This window comes from Citromicrobium bathyomarinum, assembly GCF_038594605.1.
Taxonomy (GTDB): Bacteria; Pseudomonadota; Alphaproteobacteria; order Sphingomonadales; family Sphingomonadaceae; genus Alteriqipengyuania; species Alteriqipengyuania bathyomarina_B.
In genome coordinates this window covers 1180243-1197904 of sequence record NZ_JBCFZM010000001.1, presented here as the reverse complement: position 1 = coordinate 1197904, position 17662 = coordinate 1180243, and the positions used below count along the sequence as shown (strand labels likewise).

The 17662-nt window shown below is 65.3% G+C and carries 21 protein-coding genes; 13 read left to right on the top strand and 8 right to left on the bottom strand.

Annotation, left to right across the window (positions count from 1 at the left end; all coding sequences use genetic code 11):
• Position 1 precedes the first annotated feature (1 nt).
• Positions 2 to 601: an ABC-type transport auxiliary lipoprotein family protein gene (locus tag AAG612_RS05835; protein ID WP_342508151.1), complete on the top strand. Its 600-nt coding sequence runs from the start codon at positions 2 to 4 to the stop codon at positions 599 to 601.
• Positions 602 to 639: 38 nt separating this feature from the next.
• Here AAG612_RS05835 and AAG612_RS05830 read toward each other — a convergent pair whose 3' ends face one another.
• From AAG612_RS05830 to crcB, 6 genes are read right to left on the bottom strand one after another with little or no spacing between them, the layout of a single operon-like run.
• The gene (locus AAG612_RS05830; protein ID WP_342508149.1) at positions 640 to 1341 is read right to left on the bottom strand and encodes an ATP12 family protein; all 702 of its coding nucleotides are present in this window, start codon (positions 1339 to 1341) and stop codon (positions 640 to 642) included.
• Positions 1338 to 1574: a hypothetical protein gene (locus tag AAG612_RS05825; RefSeq protein ID WP_342508147.1), complete on the bottom strand. Its 237-nt coding sequence runs from the start codon at positions 1572 to 1574 to the stop codon at positions 1338 to 1340. The genes AAG612_RS05830 and AAG612_RS05825 overlap by 4 nt, the downstream gene beginning before the upstream one ends.
• The gene (locus AAG612_RS05820) at positions 1564 to 2223 is read right to left on the bottom strand and encodes an HAD-IA family hydrolase (protein WP_342508145.1); all 660 of its coding nucleotides are present in this window, start codon (positions 2221 to 2223) and stop codon (positions 1564 to 1566) included. The genes AAG612_RS05825 and AAG612_RS05820 overlap by 11 nt, the downstream gene beginning before the upstream one ends.
• Positions 2220 to 2819: an FMN-binding negative transcriptional regulator gene (locus tag AAG612_RS05815; RefSeq protein ID WP_342508143.1), complete on the bottom strand. Its 600-nt coding sequence runs from the start codon at positions 2817 to 2819 to the stop codon at positions 2220 to 2222. The genes AAG612_RS05820 and AAG612_RS05815 overlap by 4 nt, the downstream gene beginning before the upstream one ends.
• Entirely contained in the window at positions 2819 to 4006 is a 1188-nt protein-coding gene (locus AAG612_RS05810; protein ID WP_342508141.1) for an RluA family pseudouridine synthase, read from the bottom strand. Before AAG612_RS05810 ends, AAG612_RS05815 begins: the two co-directional genes overlap by 1 nt.
• 3 nt (positions 4007 to 4009) lie before the next feature.
• Complete coding sequence (gene crcB / locus AAG612_RS05805) at positions 4010 to 4420, bottom strand: fluoride efflux transporter CrcB (protein ID WP_342508139.1); 411 nt, start codon at positions 4418 to 4420, stop codon at positions 4010 to 4012.
• A gap of 238 nt (positions 4421 to 4658) precedes the next feature.
• Here crcB and rpsU point away from each other — a divergent pair, with 238 nt between their 5' ends.
• The 7 genes from rpsU (at position 4659) to AAG612_RS05770 (ending at position 10012) form a co-directional block, all read left to right on the top strand.
• Complete coding sequence (gene rpsU, locus AAG612_RS05800) at positions 4659 to 4862, top strand: 30S ribosomal protein S21 (RefSeq protein WP_342508137.1); 204 nt, start codon at positions 4659 to 4661, stop codon at positions 4860 to 4862.
• A 185-nt stretch (positions 4863 to 5047) separates the two neighbouring features.
• Positions 5048 to 5671 (top strand): FKBP-type peptidyl-prolyl cis-trans isomerase, encoded by a 624-nt coding sequence (locus AAG612_RS05795; RefSeq protein WP_342508135.1) that lies wholly within the window; start codon positions 5048 to 5050, stop codon positions 5669 to 5671.
• 36 nt (positions 5672 to 5707) lie between these two features.
• Entirely contained in the window at positions 5708 to 7432 is a 1725-nt protein-coding gene (locus AAG612_RS05790; RefSeq protein ID WP_342508132.1) for a DUF4153 domain-containing protein, read from the top strand.
• Between the two features lie 44 nt (positions 7433 to 7476).
• On the top strand, positions 7477 to 7779 hold the full coding sequence (gatC, locus tag AAG612_RS05785; protein ID WP_342508130.1) for an Asp-tRNA(Asn)/Glu-tRNA(Gln) amidotransferase subunit GatC: 303 nt from the start codon (positions 7477 to 7479) through the stop codon (positions 7777 to 7779).
• A 103-nt stretch (positions 7780 to 7882) separates the two neighbouring features.
• Positions 7883 to 9364 carry an Asp-tRNA(Asn)/Glu-tRNA(Gln) amidotransferase subunit GatA gene (gene gatA, locus AAG612_RS05780; RefSeq protein ID WP_342508128.1) on the top strand — a complete coding sequence of 494 codons (1482 nt, stop codon included), beginning with the start codon at positions 7883 to 7885 and terminating at the stop codon, positions 9362 to 9364.
• Positions 9361 to 9501 (top strand): hypothetical protein, encoded by a 141-nt coding sequence (locus AAG612_RS05775; RefSeq protein ID WP_342508126.1) that lies wholly within the window; start codon positions 9361 to 9363, stop codon positions 9499 to 9501. The genes gatA and AAG612_RS05775 overlap by 4 nt, the downstream gene beginning before the upstream one ends.
• 334 nt (positions 9502 to 9835) lie before the next feature.
• A complete protein-coding gene (locus tag AAG612_RS05770) occupies positions 9836 to 10012 on the top strand; it encodes a hypothetical protein (protein ID WP_342508124.1) in 177 nt (58 codons plus the stop codon).
• Between the two features lie 84 nt (positions 10013 to 10096).
• Here AAG612_RS05770 and AAG612_RS05765 read toward each other — a convergent pair whose 3' ends face one another.
• The gene (locus AAG612_RS05765; RefSeq protein ID WP_342508122.1) at positions 10097 to 11527 is read right to left on the bottom strand and encodes a hypothetical protein; all 1431 of its coding nucleotides are present in this window, start codon (positions 11525 to 11527) and stop codon (positions 10097 to 10099) included.
• 250 nt (positions 11528 to 11777) lie between these two features.
• Here AAG612_RS05765 and gatB point away from each other — a divergent pair, with 250 nt between their 5' ends.
• The 5 genes from gatB (at position 11778) to AAG612_RS05740 (ending at position 17251) form a co-directional block, all read left to right on the top strand.
• Entirely contained in the window at positions 11778 to 13277 is a 1500-nt protein-coding gene (gene gatB / locus AAG612_RS05760; protein WP_342508120.1) for an Asp-tRNA(Asn)/Glu-tRNA(Gln) amidotransferase subunit GatB, read from the top strand.
• A 38-nt stretch (positions 13278 to 13315) separates the two neighbouring features.
• Complete coding sequence (locus tag AAG612_RS05755) at positions 13316 to 15049, top strand: hypothetical protein (protein ID WP_342508117.1); 1734 nt, start codon at positions 13316 to 13318, stop codon at positions 15047 to 15049.
• Complete coding sequence (locus AAG612_RS05750) at positions 15046 to 15519, top strand: tRNA (cytidine(34)-2'-O)-methyltransferase (RefSeq protein ID WP_342508116.1); 474 nt, start codon at positions 15046 to 15048, stop codon at positions 15517 to 15519. The genes AAG612_RS05755 and AAG612_RS05750 overlap by 4 nt, the downstream gene beginning before the upstream one ends.
• Before the next feature lie 86 nt (positions 15520 to 15605).
• Positions 15606 to 16196, top strand: a complete 591-nt coding sequence (locus AAG612_RS05745; protein WP_342508114.1) for a hypothetical protein — start codon at positions 15606 to 15608, stop codon at positions 16194 to 16196.
• Positions 16193 to 17251, top strand: coding sequence for a hypothetical protein (locus AAG612_RS05740; RefSeq protein WP_342508112.1), 1059 nt, complete (start codon positions 16193 to 16195; stop codon positions 17249 to 17251). The genes AAG612_RS05745 and AAG612_RS05740 overlap by 4 nt, the downstream gene beginning before the upstream one ends.
• A 79-nt stretch (positions 17252 to 17330) precedes the next feature.
• Here AAG612_RS05740 and AAG612_RS05735 read toward each other — a convergent pair whose 3' ends face one another.
• Positions 17331 to 17636: a hypothetical protein gene (locus tag AAG612_RS05735; RefSeq protein WP_342508110.1), complete on the bottom strand. Its 306-nt coding sequence runs from the start codon at positions 17634 to 17636 to the stop codon at positions 17331 to 17333.
• Positions 17637 to 17662 lie beyond the last annotated feature (26 nt).

The following is a 17662-nucleotide window of genomic DNA, read 5'->3' as shown; positions in this document are numbered from 1 at the left end:
GATGTCCATTCTGCGCCTGACGACCCTCCGCCTGCCGATCATCGGGGCTGCCGCGTGCCTGCTGGCCGGATGCATCAGCATCGGCGAAGACCCGCCGCCCGCGCTGCTGACCCTGACGCCCCATGCGCCGATCGAGACCGGCACCGGGCCCGCGGGCGAGGCGACCAGCGCGCTGACCGTGATGCGGCCCGAGGTTCCCGGTAGCCTCGCGGTGACGCGGGTGCCGGTTCAGGTCGATGCCTCGACCATCGCCTATCTGCAGGATGCGGTGTGGGTCGATCGGCCCGCCAAGCTGTTCCAGAACCTGCTGGTCACCACCATCCGCGAGCGGACCGGGCGGCTGGTGCTCGACGATGTGGAGAGCCGCAGCGGAACCGATGCCATGCTGCGCGGGACCCTGCGCGATTTCGGCTACGACGCGCAGAGCGGGTCGGTTATCGTGACCTACGACGCGATCCGCGAGAGCGCCGGTCGGCTGGAAACCCGTCGCTTCACGGCGCGCATTCCCGGCGTTCCGGCGCAGGCCAGCCCGGTTGGCAATGCGCTGAACGATGCGGCAAACCAGGTTGCGCTCGACGTGGCCGAATGGATCGGCGGGTAGGGCGAAAGCCCGCTTTGCGAAGGACTGCCCGCGCGATCCTAGTCTGGTGATCGCGCCGCGCGCGCAAACGCCAGCGCGCGGGCAAACTCGGCCTCGCGCGCGTTGCGGCGGGCCAGCGCCTCGGCATCCACGCCCCATTGCTCGGCCTGAAAATCCTCTTCCAGATTGGCGGCGGCCCACAGCGCCTGCGCGTCGGCATCGTCCTTCAGCCCGGCCAGCGCCACGCAGAGCGACGCGGCGAGCGAGGCCGAGGCATCCAGCGCTGCAAGAACGAAGGCGCTCTCGCTCTCGAGACGTTGGCGTATCGCTGCACGGCTGGGCTCGGCTTGCGGCTTGTGGAGGATGGAGTGCGTGCGGCTGAGCGTGATGCCCAACTCGTCCTCAACCTGAGCTACGATCGGGTCCCACACCTGCGCTTGGCGCCGCGCTACCGCCTCGTCCGGCTCGGCGCGATAGCATAGCGTATCGCCATCGGCGAAGCCGAGCAGGCGGGCGATCACGGGCTCGCGATCATTCGCGACACTGTCGATCGCGCGGTCGGCGAGGTCGCGCAGCGGGAAGTGATCGGGGTGAACCTCTTCCGGCGCATCCGCCCACTCGCCGCGGAGCAATTCGCCCAGCGCCCTGGTGGGCAGGATCTGCGCGCTGCCGCAGCGCGTCTTGACCGGCCTGCCGTCGAGCGCGACCTGCCACCCGCAATCGACCTGCGTGAGGTCGGCCGCCTTCCAGAACCGCTTCATGGCTGGTCGCGCTTCCACTTCCTGGCGAGCAGGACGGGGGCCACGAAGAACAGCAGCGGCCCGGCGACGAACAGGGCGGGGCCGATGATCGCCCCTGCGTCGCCGGCATCGATCCGGCCCACGACGAACATCGCGCCGGTAAAGGTCGTGAAAATTCCGGCGAGGCGGGTGAATTGCAGCGCCCAGTATCGGCGCGCCGCAACCGCCTCGGCCGCTTCGGGGTCAGCGTCCAAGGAGAATCTCCGTCAGGTGTGTCGGGGTTTGCGCGACCGCTTCGGCGCCCGCGCGCAGCAGTTCCTCGGGCTCGTGATAGCCCCACGCCACGCCGATGGCGCGCACGCCCGCAGCTTTCGCCATCTCGATATCGAAACTGGTATCGCCGATCATCACGGCATCGCCGGGCGCTGCACCACATTCGACCAGCGCCTCTTCCAGCATGGCCGGGTGCGGCTTTGAGGGATGCCGATCCGCGCCCTGAAGGCTGTCGAAAACCCCGGTCAGCCCATGCGTGGCGACCGTTGCGTTCAGGCCGCGGTCGGATTTGCCGGTGGCGACCGCGAGGTTCCAGCCTGCCTCGCGCAATGCGTCCAGCACTTCGCGGATGCCCGCATAAAGCGGCTCACGCAGGGCGCCGCTCTCGCGCGTGGCGCGGAAATGCGATTTGTAGGCCTCGACCACCGCCATCCGTTGTTCGCGTTCGGCATCGGGAGCCAGTTGCAGGACCGCCTGTGGCAGGCTGAGCCCGACGATCCGGCGCACCGCGTTGCGATCGGGCTGAGGCAGTCCCGCTTGGGCAAATGCAGCCTCCATCGAATCGCACACCGCCGCCTGCCCGTCGACCAGCGTGCCGTCGCAATCGAACACCGCGCAGCGGATGGTCATGCGCCAAGAGTCCGCATCAGCTGCGCGATTGCGGGTCGTCCCGCAGCGGCCTGCCCTGCGGCAATTCGCTCGCGTTCAGCCGCGCTCTTTTTCTGCGAGAGCTTGATGGTGGGGCGCCACGCCTGCACCTCCAGCTCGAACCCGGCGATGCCCTTGAACAGCCCGCTCCACAGCGACTCGCTCGCCTCGTCGGCGCGCCATGGCTCGCCCTCGATCCGGGCTTCGTGCTTTGCGATGGCGGCATGCAGGAACGCCTCCAACCCCTCGTCCGCCATCCGCCGCACCCTGCCTTCCAACTCCAGTGCGACGTAATCCCAGGTCGGCACGCTATCGCGGTTCGCGTACCAGCGGGGCGAGACGTAGGCGTCCTGGCCGTTGACCGTCACCAGAGCGGTCGCTCCGTCGAGGTGGCGGGTCAGGGAATTGCCGCGCGCAAGATGGAACTGGACCGCACCTTCGCCTGACAACAGTAGCGGCGTGTGCGCCACGCGGGGTCCGTCGGGCGTGGTGAGGAACACCATCCCGAAGCCGATCTTGTCGATTAGCATTTCGAGCAGCGCGCGATCGTCGCTGCGAAAGACCGGGTTCGGATGCATCAGCGCTTGCCTTTGGGTTTCGGCTTCTTGCCTGCCTTGCTCTTGGCGGCGGGTTTGGAGACGGCGCGCGAGCGGCGTTCGCCCCGGCGCGCTTTGCGATACTGCTTGGCGTGCTGCTTGGCGTCCTGCTTCTTTTCGGCCCTGGTCTTGGGGCCCGGATCGTCGCGCAGCGGCTCCGCATCGGTCAGCGACAGGTCGAAGCCCATCTGCTCCATCGTCGTGGCGAAATGCTCGGGCAGCTCGGCGGTCACGTCCAGCTGGCCGCCGCCTGGCTGGGTGATGATCAGGCGGCGCGCGTGCAGATGCATCTTGCGGCTGATGCTGCCGGTGAGGAAGGCTTCCTGCCCGCCATATTTGCCGTCGCCGACGATCGGGTGGCCCATCGCGGCGCAGTGGACGCGCAACTGGTGGGTGCGGCCGGTCAGTGGTTCGAGTTCGAGCCATGCAGCCCGGTTGCCTGCGCGTTCAACCACGCGGTAGCGCGTTTTGGCCGGTTGCCCGCCCTCCATGTCGACATGCATCTTCTCGCCGCCGGTGCCCGGTTGCTTGGCGAGCGGTGCGTCGATCTCGCCGACATGCTGTTCGGGCACGCCAACGACGAGCGCCCAGTAGACCTTCTTGGCGCTGCGCCCGGAGAAGCGCTTGGAGAATGCCGCCGCGCTGCCCGGCGTGCGCGCGATCAGCAGCACGCCCGACGTGTCCTTGTCGAGCCGGTGGACGAGGCGAGGGCGGGGGCCGTCACCCTCTACGAAGGCATCGAGCAAGCCGTCGACATGGCTGTAGGTCTTGCTGCCACCCTGCGTCGCGAGGCCCGGCGGCTTGTTGAGCACGATCGCCGTCTTGGTCTCGGTGATGACCATCGCGCGTGCCTGCTGGCGCTGCTCATCGCTCAGTTCGGCGCGTTTGCGCGGGGCCCTTGTTTTCGCGGGATTGCCGGGGGGAATGCGCAGCACCTGGCCCGCCACGAGCCGATCGTCCGGCTTGGCGCGGCCGCCATCGACCCGGATCTGCCCGGTGCGCGCCCAGCGCGCCACGGTTGCGAACCCGACTTCGGGCAGGTGTCGCTTGAACCACCGGTCCAGCCGGATATCGTCATCGTCGGGCGCGACCGTGTATTGACGCACTTCCCTTCTTTCGGGCCTGCTCTCGTCGGTTCCCTTGTCGGGGTCTGTTTCGGTCGGCGACATTGCTTAGAACACTCGTGTAATGGTGAGGCCGAAGACCAGCGCGCTGATCGACAGCGAAACCGACAGCAGCACGTAGAGCAGCGCGATCGATACCTGCCCGCGCTCGATCAGTAGCCAGGTTTCGAGGCTGAACGCCGAAAATGTGGTGAAGCCGCCAAGCAGGCCGACGCCGAGGATCAGCCGGAGCGGATCGGCATGGCCGTCGGCAAACCCGCGCGCGAGGCCGCCTGCCAGCAAGCCCATGACAAGCGAGCCGATGGCGTTGGCGGCGAGCGTCGGCCAAGGGAACGTGCTGACCGCAGGCACGCCGAGCCACGCGGTCATCGCGCGACCGAGATTATAGCGCAGCGCAGCGCCGATTCCGCCGCCGAGCGCGACACCCAGCGTTGCGGTGATGGGGGAAAGACTGGTCATTTGCGTGACGCTCTCTATAGTGCCCGGGTGCCCGCGCCAACCCGCGTCGCGTGCGCTACACGTGCTGTGGGCGCGGCGGATCGCCCGTATGTGCCTTGCACGGCGGTGCCATTTGGCCTATAAAGCGCGCATCGGGGCTGGCCGCTTCGGCGTTGCCGGCCTTTTCCATATAATATTTTCGTCGGTCCGCGCAGCGGCGTGTGCTGCCAAGTTTATGTTTTGAAAGGCGTTTTAGTTTATGCAAATCATGGTTCGCGATAATAATGTCGACCAAGCTCTGCGGGCTCTCAAGAAGAAGCTGCAGCGTGAGGGCGTCTATCGCGAGATGAAACTGCGTCGCCACTACGAGAAGCCGAGCGAGAAGCGCGCGCGCGAAAAAGCCGCCGCCATTCGCCGCGCGCGCAAGATGGACCGCAAGCGCGCCGAGCGCGACGGTCGCTAGGCCTGTTCGCCGGATCGGCTGCGATAGCGCGGTCGATCGGGCTGGGTTGTCTGGCACGGCCTTGAACACACAGCCTTGAACAGCAGGACGGCTTGCGCCAGATGGGCGCGAGCCGTTCGGCGTTTCGACGCCGGACGAATCTGCCTTTTTGCCGCATGGCCTCAAGCCTTTTCAGGATCTGATCGATGACCGAAGTCACCCGCGTCCCCCTCCGCCCGATCGCGAAGGGCTCGCTCGCCAAACTGTGGATCGGTGTGATCGTAGCGGTCGTCCTCGCCGTGCTGCTCGCGTGGAGCCTCGCGCCCAAGGGCTATGGCCTGACCGTGCTGGAAGCGGGCGAGGGGCCGAGCCCCAGCGCCGATGACGTGATCTTCGTCAACTATGTCGGCAAGCTGGCCGACGGTAAGGTGTTCGACCAGTCGCAGCCGCTGCCGATCCCGGTGGAAGGCGTGTTCCCCGAAGGCAATCCGCTGCCGCTCAGCAACATGATTCCCGGCTTCACCGAAGGTGCGCTACAGATGCAGAAGGGTGGCGAGTACGAGTTGCGTATCCCGCCGAGCAAGGGCTATGGCGACGAGCCGCGGACCGATCCGCAGACGGGCGAAGTCATCATCCCCGCCAACAGTGAACTTATCTTCGAGGTCGAGTTGGTCGACTTCATGAGCCGCGCCGAATTCGAACGCCGCGTGCAGGTCATCACACAGATGATGCAGCAACAGCAGGGCGCGATGATGGGCGGACCGGGCGGCGCGCCGATGGGCGAGCCCCTGCCTGAAGGAGCTCCCGAAGGGGCTGCGCCGCCGCAGTAATTCGCCTATGGTCCTTCCCTTCAAAGGGAGGGGTCGATGAACGAAGAGGGCGCTTACGAGGGCGGCGATACCGCACGCAGCCGGGTCGAGACCGACTGGCCGCTGCGTCCCTGGCTGTTCGCAGGCCTCCTGGCGCTGGCAGGCCTCGCGATCCATCTGATTACCGACGATGCTGACGAAAGCGGGCCGCGCGTTGCGGCGGCTGCCTTCATCGCCTTCGCCTGCGGTGCCTTCGTTCTCACTGCCGAGCGTGGACGGCTGCTTGCGCCTGCGATCTTCTCCATCGTCACCGGCCTCGTCGTCGGCGGACTGACCTGGCGCGCGGTCGGCGCGGGCAATGATGTCGCGGATAGCGGCTATGCCGTGGCGGCGGGCGTGTTTGCCTGCCTGCTCGCCGTGCCGCTGTTCCAGGCCGATTTCCTTCATCGCCGGCTGCGGACCGACTACAAGGACATCCACTATTTCGTCTGGACCGACGCGATCACGGGTGCGGGTGCCTTCGCATTCCTAGGGCTCGCCTGGCTTCTGATCTGGCTGGTCGCGTCGCTGCTCGACCTCGTCGGCATTCCCTTTCGCGAGCTGGTGCAGGCGGACTGGTTCGGATGGATGTTTGCTGGGCTGACGCTGGGTGCGGGTCTGGGCACGCTGCGCAACCAGTTGAAGATCATCGGCACGCTGCAATCGGTGGTGCTGCTGGTCCTTTCCATTCTGGCGCTGCCGCTCGCGATCGCGATTGCGGTATTCCTTGGCGCGGTGGTCGTTTCGGGGCCGAGCGTGCTGTGGAATGCGACCGATTCTGCGACCACGGTGCTGCTGTCGATCGCCATCGGTGCCTACGTGCTCGCCAATGCCGTGCTGCGCGACCGAAATGCGGACATGGTCGGCGGGGCCGTGCTCAAATGGTCGGGCTATGCGCTGGCGCTCGGCATCCTGCCGCTGACGGTGTTTGCCGCGATCAGCACTGGCGTGCGGATCGACCAGCACGGGCTTTCGCCGGAGCGGTTGTGGGCGCTGTGTTCGATCATCGTCGCGGTCGCCTTCGGGCTCGCGTACTTCATCGACGCTGTGCTGGGTGTGCGCGGGAGCTGGCGGGATCGGCTGCGTGCATCGAACCTGCGGCTGGGGCTCGCGACGGCGCTGTTCGCGCTGTTCCTCGCGCTGCCGATCCTCAATTTCGGTTCGCTGTCGACGAAGGACCAGCTCGCGCGGCTGGAAACGGGGGCGATTTCGGTGGAGGAGTTCGATTTCTCCGCCCTGCGCTGGGACTTCGGCGAGCCGGGGCGCAAGGCGTTGGCGCGGCTGGCGAAGAGCGGACGCCCTCGTGTCGCGGAACTGGCGCGCATGACCTTGCAATTGAAGACGAAGCCTTACCGCTCGACCATTCCGGAACGAGAGGCGATGGCGTCCAATGCCGATCTCTCCGCGCTCGATGACGATACGGCTCAGGCTGTCCGGGCCTTGTTACGCGACGAGGTCATTCTGTGCAGGGAAGGATGCAGGGTGGAACCGCTCCGAGCTTCGCCCGAAGGTGTGCTGATCGCGCTGATGACCAAGGCCGAGTATGGTGACAACCCCCACCTCCTTTGGGTCGCAGCTGGAAGTGACAAGGCCGAAACCCAACGTGTATACGATGGGAAGCTGATTCACGAGTACGAGGGGCTGGATGGCCCTGTTGACTATGACGGCGACATCGAACTTCGGCCTTTCGAGGGGCAGCAGATATTCGTGGACGGCAAGCCCGCTAGCCAACCATTCAAGTAATCTGACCGCTTGATGCTGCGATGCGGCGCGGCTAACGCCACGCTATGTCAATCACCCGCGAAGAAGTGGCCAAGATCGCGAGCCTCGCGCGCATCCAGATGGATGACGCGGCGCTGGATCGCATGGTCCCCGAACTCAACAATATCCTGGGCTGGGTCGAGCAGCTGGGCGAGGTCGATACCTCCTCGGTCGAGCCGATGACCGCCGTGATCCCGCAGGCCATGCGCCTGCGCGAAGACGTGGGCGATGCCGATCCGCTGACCGCAGGTGGGCGGCGCGAGGATGTGCTCGCCAATGCCCCCGCTGCCGAGCACGGATTTTTCGGCGTGCCCAAGGTGATCGAGTGATCGCGCAACGCGCCTCCATGAGCCCCAGCGAAAGCTGGGGCCTCCATCCAATTTGCGCGGAACTGGCGGCCCGGGGTCCCAGCTTTCGCTGGGACTCACAGATATGAACGACCTTACCAACCTTGGCGTCAAAGCCATCCGCGACGGGGTCGCCGGTGGCGATTTCACCGCGCGCGAAGTGGCCGAGGCTTTCAACGCCAATGTCGCCGCCGCGAAGGACTTGAACGCCTTCATCGTCGCCACGCCTGAGAAAGCTCTCGAAGCCGCCGACGGGGTGGATGCGAAGCGCGCGAAGGGCGAGGAACTGGGCAAGATGGGCGGCGTGCCGATCGGCATGAAGGACCTGTTCTGCACCGACGGCGTGCAGACCACGGCCGCCAGCCACATCCTCGAAGGCTTCGTCCCGCAGTACGAAAGCACCGTGTCCGCCAACCTGTGGAAGGCGGGTGCGGGGATGCTGGGCAAGCTCAACCTCGACCAGTTCGCGATGGGTTCGTCGAACGAGACGAGCTATTTCGGCAACGTCATTTCGCCGTGGCGCAAGCAGGGCGGTAATGCCGCGCTGATCCCCGGCGGTTCGTCGGGGGGCTCGTCCACTGCGGTTGCCGCACGGCTCGCTCCGGCAGCCACCGGCACCGATACCGGCGGTTCGATCCGCCAGCCTGCCGCCGTCACTGGCATCACCGGGATCAAGCCGACCTACGGGCGCTGTTCGCGCTGGGGCGTGGTCGCCTTCGCATCCAGCCTCGACCAGGCGGGGCCGATGGCGCGCGACGTCACCGATTGCGCGATCATGCTGGAGGCGATGGCCGGGTTCGATCCGAAGGATTCGACCTCGCTCGACATGCCCGTGCCCGAGTGGGAGAAGGGCCTGAACCCTGACCTGAAAGGCAAGAAGGTCGGTATCCCACGCGAATACCGCATGGAGGGGACCGATCAGGCGATCCTCGACAGTTGGGAGCGGGGCAAGGAATGGCTGCGCGATGCGGGCGCGGAGATCGTCGATATCTCGCTGCCGCATACCAAATACGCGCTGCCCGCCTATTACATCATCGCCCCGGCCGAAGCCTCCTCCAACCTCGCGCGCTATGACGGCGTGCGCTACGGCCTGCGCGATCTGCCCGAAGGCGCTGGCTTGCAGGACATGTACGCCGCGACCCGCGCGGCTGGCTTCGGCGACGAGGTGAAGCGGCGCATCCTGATCGGCACTTACGTGCTCAGTGCGGGCTTCTACGATGCCTATTACACACAGGCGCAGAAGATCCGCACGCTGGTGGCGCAGGACTTCGAGAAGGCCTGGGGGGAGTGCGACCTCATCCTCGCCCCGACGACGCCCAATGCCGCCTTCCCGCTGGGCGGCTTCGACGGCGATCCGCTGGCGATGTATCTGAACGACGTGTTCGCCGTGCCTGCCTCACTGGCTGGCCTGCCCGCGATGAGCGTGCCCGCGATGCTCAACGGCGACGGGCTGCCGCTCGGCCTCCAGATCGTCGGCAAGCCGTTCGACGAGCAGGGCGTACTCAACGCCGGGCTGGCGATCGAGCAGCGCAGCGGGTTCGATGCCAAACCCGAGAAATGGTGGTGAGCGACGAAGCCATCTTCACGCTCGTTGCGGCCGTTGCGGTCACGGCGGTCATGATGATCCCGGCAATCATCTCGCGGCGCGGCAAGCATGGCGAGGCGCGCTTCGCCAAGGATGAGAAGCGGATCGACGATGAATAGATGCCGCTTCCATCGCGAGACGTGCGGGCGATAGCTTCGTGAGCGAGTACGACACCGCCTGGTCGGTCGAGTGCCCGCGTTGCAGCGAGAGCAACAGCGCTGCGGATGCTCGGCCTGCGGAGAACCGAAGCCCTATGTGAACTGCAATGCTTGCGGATATGACTTGAGAGAAGCCATTGCTGCTGAACTGGGCGTGTCGAAGGCCATCCGGTGGGGTTGCAGTCTTGCGGGGCTATTGATCGTTTCGGCAGGTGCACCGGCGATGTACTGGAATTCTCATTATATGTGAGCAGGTTCGGGATCGGGCTACGGGCGGTTTGACGAGGAGGACGCGATGAAGGGCTGCATGAATGCGCTGACGTTTCTGGTGATCCTTGCAGTGACCCTATTTATCGTTCTCGCGATTATCGGCTGGATCAGGGACGGGGGCAGCGACGCAGCCGACACCGCAGACCAGGTGAGCAAATCGGTGAGAGTGCCTGCCGTGGTCGAGGTGTTCGAGGTCTTCTGACCGAAATCGCCGCGCTGGATGAGCGGCGAGAGGTGCTGGCGTCGCGGGAGGCTATGGCGAGCACTCCGCGTGGGCGCGCTTCCCCTAACGCGTAACCAGCAGCTTTCTGAGCTTGCGCAGGGCACGATCCGGTCGCTGGGCCGCCCGTACGAGCGGGGTGAGCCGGTCGCGCCAGTCGCCGTAACGATTGATCGGCACGTCGAGCAAGCGCGCATCGTGAAGCTCGACGAGGCGCCGTAGGAAACCCGGCGAGCGGCGAAAGCCCGGCGGCAGGGACCACATCCGCTCGAATTGTCGACGGCTTATCATCGGGCTTATATCCACCGGGCTGTCGGCCAGGCGAGGTTGGGCGAAGCCCCACGGGCCGAGCCTGAGCTCGAGATAGGCGAGGTCGAGAAACTGGTATGCGTCGAGGTCGGGCGGCAGATCCTCCATCCAACGCTCGATCGCCGCAATCAGCAGAGGATGCTTGGGGAGCTTCAGCAGCCCCAGCAGAACCGACGTGCCGATCTTGTCCGTGCCCTGCAATTCGCTCGTCCAGAGGAATCCGCGGCCGACTTCGCCACCCAGTCCGCCGATAAGATAGCGACCGGCAAGAGGGGCGACGCTGGGAGACCAGACCGCATTCATCCCCGAAAGCGCGTTCCCCGCTGCCTTGATCCAGACCTCAGTCGCTCCCGCGTCGGCCTTCACCCCCGGCAGGATGCGCAATTCAAGCCCATGCGTCTCGGCCAGGATCTTCGCGAGATGCAGGTCGAGGCCGGTGACCGGCAGCGACAGGCTCATGAACTCGGTTTCGCTTCTGGCGGAATTGCACGCCAGCAGCGCGCGCGTCTCGTTGCCACCGGTGAGGCACTGGGTGATCGGGCGTGCCGCGGCCAGTGCGGCGATCACCGTGTCCATCTCGCTGCCCATATCCCGCAGCATCGGATCGACATCGTCGCGATAGGCGGGCATCTCGATCGGCCAGAACCGCTCTGTCTCCCACGTGAGCAGGTTGAGCCGGTGATTGGGCAGAAGCCGGAACAGGCCATCGTGCGCGGTCAGGCCCGCCGTGAACCAACCATCATTATCCGCACCGAAAGCCTGGATCAGATCGCGGCGCAGCAGCGCATCGTACTTATCCCCGAGCACGACTCGCGCCGAAGACCCGGCCTTGCCGCGCTCAGGCGCGTAAACCAGCCCGACGGTCGCGCTGGCGTCGGGATAGGCCCAGACCTCCCCGGCATAGTCGAGCAGCAGGAGGAAGCTTCCGTTGAGCGCGCGAAGCGCATGCTCGGCAACCGCCGCCGGGCTCTCTGCCTCTTCCAGATCGAGCTGTTTCTCAACGAGCTCGCCCCGGTCGATATCGACGGCATGGCCGATCAGGTAACCCGCGGGGCGACCGCCGACCATGACAGGGCAAACGGGCTGGCGGGCATCGTTCCGGACCTGGAGTCGCGCTCCCGGCTGCTCGGAAACCGCGACTTCGACCTCGAATTGAAGATCGATGCCTTGCCCGTCGAATTCGCTCAACACCTTGCTCGACCCTCATTCCTGCCCAAGGCCGGAGCTAGGCCAACCGGGGTTCAAAGTCCACGCCGCGAACTTCAAAGTGCCCGCAGAAATGCGCGCGTGTCGCCCGAAAAACGGGAGCTGGCACGTACTTGTCGCTCGGCCCACCACGCAGGCGGGTGCGATGCGCGAGGGGCCGGGGATGCGATGCGGGTTGAGCGTGGTGCGCACCCCGTTGCAAATTCGCGCGAACCGAGGCAATCGCTCAGCCATGAGCACATACCGTATCCAGGGCGCAACGGGCGAATGGGAGGTCGTGATCGGCCTCGAAGTCCACGCGCAGGTCACCTCCAACGCCAAGCTTTTCAGCGGCGCATCCACCGAATTCGGGGCCGAGCCCAACACGCAGGTCTCGCTGATAGATGCCGCGATGCCGGGCATGCTGCCCGTGCCCAACCGCGAGTGCATCCGCCAGGCGGTGCGCACCGGCATGGCCATCGAAGCCCAGATCAACGCGTGGAGTCGGTTCGACCGCAAGAACTACTTCTACGCCGACCTGCCGCAGGGCTACCAGATCAGCCAGCTTTACCACCCTATCGTGGGCGAGGGGCAGCTGCTGATCGAGGCGGACGAGAAGGCGGGCATCCCCGAGGACAAGATCATCGGGATCGAGCGCATTCACGTGGAGCAGGACGCGGGCAAGCTGATGCACGATCAGCACCCGACGATGAGCTACGTCGATCTCAACCGCACCGGCATCGCGCTGATGGAAATCGTCAGCAAGCCCGACATGACGTCTCCTGCCGAAGCAGGCGCTTACGTGCGCAAGCTCAGGTCGATCCTGCGCTATGTCGGGTCGTGCGACGGCAATATGGAAGAAGGATCGATGCGCGCGGACGTCAACGTCTCGGTGCGCAAGGTTGGCGATTCTGAGCTGGGCACGCGGACCGAGACGAAGAACGTCAACTCGGTGCGCTTCGTCATGCAGGTCATCGAATACGAGGCGAACCGCCAGGTCGATGTGTTGGAGAGCGGCGGGACGGTCGATCAGGAAACCCGCCTGTTCGATGTCGCCACCGGCACCACGCGCACCATGCGCAGCAAGGAAGACGCGCACGATTACCGCTACTTCCCCGATCCCGACCTGCTGCCGCTCGAACTCGACGATGCCTTCCTGAGCGAATGCCGCGAGAGCCTGCCCGAATTGCCCGACGCCAAGCGCGCACGGTACGAGAACGAGCTGGGCCTCACGCCCTACAACGCGCGCGAGCTCACCGCCGAGGTGGAAACCTTCGGTCGCTTCGAAACGCTGCTCTCCGCCACGGCGGCCAAGATCGGCAAGCCCGAGAAGACGGTCGCTACGCAGGTCGCCAACTGGGCGCTCTCGGTCGCGCCGGGCGTGATGAAGTCATTGGGCGAAGAAGCCGACCCCGCGCACGCCACCGCAGAGGCGCAGGCGAGCATCCTCGCGATGCAGGACAAGGGCGAGATTTCGGGCGGACAGGCCAAGGAAATCTACGAAATCGTCCTCAAGACCGGCCGCGACCCCGAGGAGATCGCCGATACCGAAGGCCTCAAGCAGGTCAGCGATACCGGTGCGATCGAGGAAGCGATCGACGCGATCATCGCCGCCAACGAAGACAAGGTGGCCGAATATCGCGGCGGAAAGGACAAGCTGTTCGGCTTCTTCGTCGGCCAGACGATGAAGGCAATGCAGGGCAAGGCGAACCCGGCGGTGGTGAATCAGATTTTGAAGGACAAGCTTGGCTAGCAGCCATGAAAGGTCGGTCTGCTGAAAAGGGGGAGGGCGTGAGCCACCCCCGCCATGCGATCTGCGCGACGGCACTGTGCGCCGCGCTGGCAGGCACCGCAGCCTGTTCGCCCGTGCAGCAGTTCCAGAAAGTGGCGGCGGCGGGCGGATCGATCGCCAATTCGGTGCTGGGGGCAGAGGGCGCTGCCCCTCTTACCGCACAGGAACTGCGGCGTTTGCAGAATCGCGAATTCAGCACCACCAAACAGATCGCCTTCGCCAGCACGATGACAGCGCTGCTCGATAGCGGCTACCGGGTGCAGACCGCTGATCTGGACAGCGGTTTGATCACGGCCACGGGGACCACGACGGATCGGCTTCGCGTCGATACTTCGGGCCTCGGTAGATCGAACCAGACCCCGGTCGTTTCCGCCTATATCGACGATCTTGGCGGTGGGACGGTCCGGGTTCGCGCCGCCTTCTCCATCGGGGTGTCGGGTACGGGCGCGCTTTCACGGACGGGGGAGCGCGCCGTGCTGGACGAAGCGCTGTACGCCGATTTCTTCACCGGCCTCGATGCCGAAATCGAGAGCCGGCAAGCTCGTGCGCAGGCATCACAGCCCGCGCAGGGCAGCGCCGCGGTGCAAGGGGCGCGCACGCCGCGTGTTGCGGGCGGCGCGCCCACGCCTTCGGTGCGCCTGTCCGTTTCCGGCCCCCCGATTGCTTCCGAGGATACGGGGCTGGACCCGTTCTACCGCGTGCCGGGGCAGGGGGCCGCAGTCGGTCCGGCGGCGCAGCAATGGTCGATGCTGGGGCGCGAAGATCGCGGCAGCCTGACCGACACCAGCGAATATCGCGCCTCGCCCTGCGCAGTGTTGCCGGGCACCCGGCGGGGATGGGAAGCCGCTCTGGCTACGATCGTCGAGCGCGCGCGGCAAAGCCGGGTGGTGATCGTGAACGAAAGCCATTCGGTCACCCGCCATCGCGATACCGTGCGCCAGTTGCTGGGCGCGCTGCGGCCATTGGGCTATACCGTCTATGCCGCCGAGACTTTCAGCAACGCGCAGGACGGCGTCGATCCGGTCGAGGCAAACGCCGCGCTCGCGTGGCCGCATGTGACCGACGGCACCTATACGCTGGAACCTGTCTTCGGGCGGCTGGTGCGCGAGGCGAAAGGCCTCGGCTATCGGCTCGTGGCCTACGAGGAAACGCCCACCCAGTCCGCTCCGCAAGATGCGTCCGTTGAAGAGCGTATCCGTGCACGCGAAACTGCGCAGGCGGAAAATCTCGCCGCGATCCTCGCGACGATGGACGATGGGGAGAAGCTGATCATCCATGTCGGGTACTCGCACGCGTCCGAAGTGCCGGTGGTGCGCGGCGACGGATCGACCAACCTGTGGATGGCAGCGCGCCTGAAGCAGCTCACAGGAATCGATCCGCTGACGATTTCGCAGATCCTGTGTTCGAGCAATGGTGGCGAGGCCTTCCTCGCGCAGCTTCCCGAAGGCGAGTCTGCAGGGCTGGTCGACCTGGTTCTCTCACAGCCGGTCACCCAGTTCGCGCGCTCTCGCCCGCAGTGGCGGCGCAGGGCGGGCGATCGCGAGATCGCCATTCCGGCTGAACTCCGCGAGGGTGAGGGCCCGCTGATCGTCGATGCGTTTCGCGCGGGCGAACCCGACATGGCGGTGCCGATGGACCGCATCTATGTGGAGCCAGGCGAAGATATTCCGTTGCTGCTGCCGCCGGGCGACTATGTCGTCCGCGCGATCCGGCCCGCTATCATGCCCGAATGAGCGCCTCCGGCCTGTCCATCGTCCTCGTCCACCCCGAAATCCCCGGCAATACCGGCGCGGTGGGGCGCACCTGCGTGGCGCTCGATCTCGAACTCATCCTGATCCACCCGCTCGGCTTCACGATCACCGACACGCGGCTGAAGCGCGCGGGGCTCGATTACTGGCAGCATATCCGGCTGGCGGAGTTCGCGAGCTGGGAGGCGTTCCTGGCGGAGCGTGATCCGCGCGGCGATCAACTGTTCCTGTTCGAGGAATATGCTCCGCGCAGCTTCTACGAACCGGACTATCCGGCGGACGCCTATCTTGTCTTCGGGCGTGAGACCAAGGGGCTGCCGGGCGATATCGTGCAGGCGCACGCCAAGCAGATGGTCAGCTTGCCGATGAAGAGCGACAAGGTCCGCTCGCTCAACCTCGCCAACACCGTCACTGCGGCGGCCTACCAGGCGCTGCGCGGACAAATGGCCGGGTAAAACACCACCGCGCACATTTCGCTATAGGCGTACGTTTTTATCGCGCGTATCTTGTTGGCGGGGTTGTAAAACATGAGGGGGATCCAGTGAAACGCATCTGTTTCGCTCTGCTGCTGCTGTCCGTTCCGGTCGCAGCGCAGGCACAATATGTCGATAGCAACGAGCCGCCGATCTACACCTTCACCGACGCCGAGGTGGAGGCCGTGCCGATGCCCGCGCTCGCCTTCGACGCGGGGAGCGTCGACGGGGACGATTTCGAGAAGTATTTCTACTTCCACCGGCCCGATACCAGCTTCGATGTTGCCTTTCGCGATATCGCCGAATGCGATGCACTGACCAGCGGGCTCAGCTTCTATGGCGGCGCCTCGCAGTCGATGATCACCCAGCAGGTCATGCAATACGGCATGGCCGGCGCGGTGGGCGGGGCGATCGGATCGGTCGTGGCCGACGCAATCTTCGGATCGGCGGAACGGCGCAAGCAGCGCCGCACGAACATACGCAACTGCATGTTTTACAAGGGTTATAGTCGTTACGGGCTGGAGAAGGACCTGTGGCAGGAGTTCAACTTCGAGGAAGGCAACAGCCGCGAGGAAGCGGAAAGTCGCGCCCAAAAGCTGATGATGCAGGCCCGCGTCGCATCCGGCCCCAAACCCGCGCAGGAGGCGCTCCAGCCATGAAGATCTTTTCGATGATCGCCACGGCCGCATGCGCTGCCATGGCGCTTGCCACGCCCGCGCTCGCGCAGAATGTCGAGCGCGAACATATTGAGGCGAAGAATCTTGCCAGAGGCAAGCAACAGATTGCGGCGGACCGGGCCTATATCCTGGTGACCGGCAGCGCGCGCAGCCAAGGTGTGTTCTACAAGACGGCCGATGAGGCCGATCTGGCGCTGTTCCAAGAAGATTGGGAGGAGCAGTACGCCAACGCCCGCGAGAAGTACGAAGCGAAGCTGGAAAGGTACCTCGAACAGCGCGAGAGGATTCGCGAGGACAAGCTGTACTCTGGCGAACGGCTGCGGGACAAACCGGACGAAGTTAGCCGCGAGACCTTCTCGATCGGATCGGTCGAGCGCCGCCTGTTGGTTGGCTGGGGCCCAAACTATGTCTTCGACAAGAGCAAGGATGAAGCCGGAGAGCAGGTCTATTCCTACCTGATCGAACTCGATCCGGGCGAATACACCTATTACGGGCCGATCTTCCTCAATCCGAACGGTGGGGCCGTTGGATCGTGCATGTGCATGGGCAGTGTGAAATTCGATGCGAAGCCGGGCGTCGTCACCAATCTCGGCGACTTCGCGATGATGCGCTGGATCGACGATGACGCGGGGCGCCAGTCGGGCATCAACTGGGACGAATTCGCCAAACAACGCGAACCTGCCCGGCCTATCGATTATACGGTACCTGCCGCACTCGCCGGTTATGAAACAATCCGCGCCGATTTCCGCGCGGCTGGCAAGGTGGACAACTGGTTCGGTGGGACGATTGCGCGCCTCGCCCCGATGGATGGGGTGCTCGCCTACGAACGCGACCGGATCGTCGACGTGAAGGAGGCCACCAGGCTGGCGGCCGAGGCCCAAAAGAAGGCCGAGCTTGCCAAGGCGGAGCGCGAAAAGGCCGAGGCCGCGGCCGCTTTGGCGGCCTCGCCAGAGGGCGACACCGCAATCGACGAAGCGGGTGACGTTCCGGCTGCTCAGGCCAGCACCTTTACCGCCGAAGCGCGCGCAGCCGACTGACCGCCACGCCCGCATTGCTAAAGAAAAAGGCCGCCGGAGCGCAAACTCCGGCGGCCTTTTCGTTGTAGGTTGAGCCTGCTTAGCCCTGCTTTTCGCCGGTCAGCGGCATGTCGCCGAAGGCGCCTGCGTTGACCTTGCCGGTCATCTGGTCGCCAGTGACGGTCGCTTCGCAGTTGAGCTCCATCGGCATGGGGACGGTCATATCCATCTTCCACTTGAGCGTGTCGCCGGCGATCGTGCCGTCCTTCACGTCCATCGAGCCCATTCCGCCGGCCATCGAGCCGGTGAAGGTGTTGCCATCGTCGCCCGGAACGACGGTGAAGGTGCCCTTCTGGTCGCCCATCGGGCTCTTTACGACGGTATCATAGGTTCCTGCTACGGACATTTGCGGTACTCCTCTCGTATGTGTGG

Excerpts from the sequence above, each read along its gene's own strand:
- AAG612_RS05770 (WP_342508124.1), top strand. The coding sequence starts at position 9,836 with ATGAAGGGCTGCATGAATGCGCTGACGTTTCTGGTGATCCTTGCAGTG.
- AAG612_RS05810 (WP_342508141.1), bottom strand. The coding sequence starts at position 4,006 with ATGTCGCCGACCGAAACAGACCCCGACAAGGGAACCGACGAGAGCAGG.
- AAG612_RS05835 (WP_342508151.1), top strand. The coding sequence starts at position 2 with ATGTCCATTCTGCGCCTGACGACCCTCCGCCTGCCGATCATCGGGGCT.
- AAG612_RS05815 (WP_342508143.1), bottom strand. The coding sequence starts at position 2,819 with ATGCATCCGAACCCGGTCTTTCGCAGCGACGATCGCGCGCTGCTCGAA.
- rpsU (WP_342508137.1), top strand. The coding sequence starts at position 4,659 with ATGCAAATCATGGTTCGCGATAATAATGTCGACCAAGCTCTGCGGGCT.
- AAG612_RS05795 (WP_342508135.1), top strand. The coding sequence starts at position 5,048 with ATGACCGAAGTCACCCGCGTCCCCCTCCGCCCGATCGCGAAGGGCTCG.
- gatC (WP_342508130.1), top strand. The coding sequence starts at position 7,477 with ATGTCAATCACCCGCGAAGAAGTGGCCAAGATCGCGAGCCTCGCGCGC.
- AAG612_RS05820 (WP_342508145.1), bottom strand. The coding sequence starts at position 2,223 with ATGACCATCCGCTGCGCGGTGTTCGATTGCGACGGCACGCTGGTCGAC.
- crcB (WP_342508139.1), bottom strand. The coding sequence starts at position 4,420 with ATGACCAGTCTTTCCCCCATCACCGCAACGCTGGGTGTCGCGCTCGGC.
- gatB (WP_342508120.1), top strand. The coding sequence starts at position 11,778 with ATGAGCACATACCGTATCCAGGGCGCAACGGGCGAATGGGAGGTCGTG.
- gatA (WP_342508128.1), top strand. The coding sequence starts at position 7,883 with ATGAACGACCTTACCAACCTTGGCGTCAAAGCCATCCGCGACGGGGTC.
- AAG612_RS05750 (WP_342508116.1), top strand. The coding sequence starts at position 15,046 with ATGAGCGCCTCCGGCCTGTCCATCGTCCTCGTCCACCCCGAAATCCCC.
- AAG612_RS05830 (WP_342508149.1), bottom strand. The coding sequence starts at position 1,341 with ATGAAGCGGTTCTGGAAGGCGGCCGACCTCACGCAGGTCGATTGCGGG.
- AAG612_RS05790 (WP_342508132.1), top strand. The coding sequence starts at position 5,708 with ATGAACGAAGAGGGCGCTTACGAGGGCGGCGATACCGCACGCAGCCGG.
- AAG612_RS05735 (WP_342508110.1), bottom strand. The coding sequence starts at position 17,636 with ATGTCCGTAGCAGGAACCTATGATACCGTCGTAAAGAGCCCGATGGGC.
- AAG612_RS05740 (WP_342508112.1), top strand. The coding sequence starts at position 16,193 with ATGAAGATCTTTTCGATGATCGCCACGGCCGCATGCGCTGCCATGGCG.